Below are 1,080 nucleotides of genomic sequence, written 5' to 3' on the forward strand. Positions count from 1 at the left end.
GTGTGCTTTGGGTGAAGGATTATTGTTTGATGAACAAACCGATACGGTGGTGCTTGCTACCAAGCAGGCGGCCTCGGCGGAATTACCTACTCTGATTTTACTGGGGCACGATACCCGCACGCGGGCACTGATTGATGTATCGCTACAACGTTTATCATTGCCACCAGTGCGGGTTATGGAAGTGGGCAGTGTTGATGCTCAAATTGATTGGGCAGAGGCTGGTTTTGGTGTGGCGATTGTGCCTGAATTTTCATTGCACCCTAAGTTAAATTTACGTTCACGGATCACACCGTTGCCGCGTTTTTCGACCACCCACTTAGGTTATATTGTGCGGCAAAATCAAATTTTGTCGCGCGCCGTAAAACAACTATTGCGCTGGGTGGATGAAGAGATCTCCTCTTCTAATTAACGAAACAGTTTTAGTTGGAGAGGTGAGTCAGGTGATGATATGTCAACAATGAAACAGGTTGATAGTATTTGGAGGGCGTATGCTCTCCATCCTCAATAATCAATATTTGGTTTTTAGGATTACAGAGTCTGAACCGTGGTGGTTTTTAAGCTGTTAATGGCTTCTAGTAGTGATTCATGAATTTGATTACGCTGATCGGGTTCATTAAAACACGCGTCTGGCAGGCGGCTGAAAAGCTGATAAAGCTGATTTAGGTAGGGAATTTTTTCTGCCATGGGCCGTTTGTGCAGATCAATTGTTTGTATCAACCAATCACAAAATATCCAAGGTTGTTCGATAATGGCGATAATGCGGATTAAGGTTTGATCAGTATCGGTATTCTCCTCTGCCGTTTGTGTTTCTTTTTCTTCCTGTTCTTCTTTTCTCTTCTCCTTCTCTTTTTTTTCTCGGTGTTTAGACTTGATTTGGCTGTGTGGAAAAAGATCAACGCACTGACTGTCGGCTTCTAGGCTGAGAAAAAGAGATAACCGGCGAAGCTGTGCAATAACATTGGCAATACGAATACGCTCAGCCTGCGCATCATTCACACTTAGCGAGTAAGCCAGCGCGCGTAATAGCACACGAATACGTTTCCGTCGTTCAGGCCAGCGACGAACTTGATCAAACCAAGC

At 44.7% G+C, this 1,080-nt stretch carries 2 protein-coding genes; one reads left to right on the top strand and one right to left on the bottom strand.

From position 1 onward, the window contains the following. Nucleotides 1–409 (top strand): LysR family transcriptional regulator substrate-binding protein (locus tag ACRC27_RS02245; RefSeq protein ID WP_438639092.1); only part of this gene is annotated, 409 nt, incomplete at its 5' end. Nucleotides 410–528: 119 nt separating this feature from the next. On the opposite strand, the gene ACRC27_RS02250 is transcribed toward ACRC27_RS02245, so the two are convergent. Further along, nucleotides 529–1,080, bottom strand: a 552-nt coding sequence (locus tag ACRC27_RS02250; protein WP_438639093.1) for a TyeA family type III secretion system gatekeeper subunit, incomplete at its 5' end; no start/stop codon positions are given.

Origin of the sequence: Plesiomonas sp. (assembly GCF_051650925.1) — a bacterium.
GTDB lineage: Bacteria > Pseudomonadota > Gammaproteobacteria > Enterobacterales > CAMTGL01 > Plesiomonas.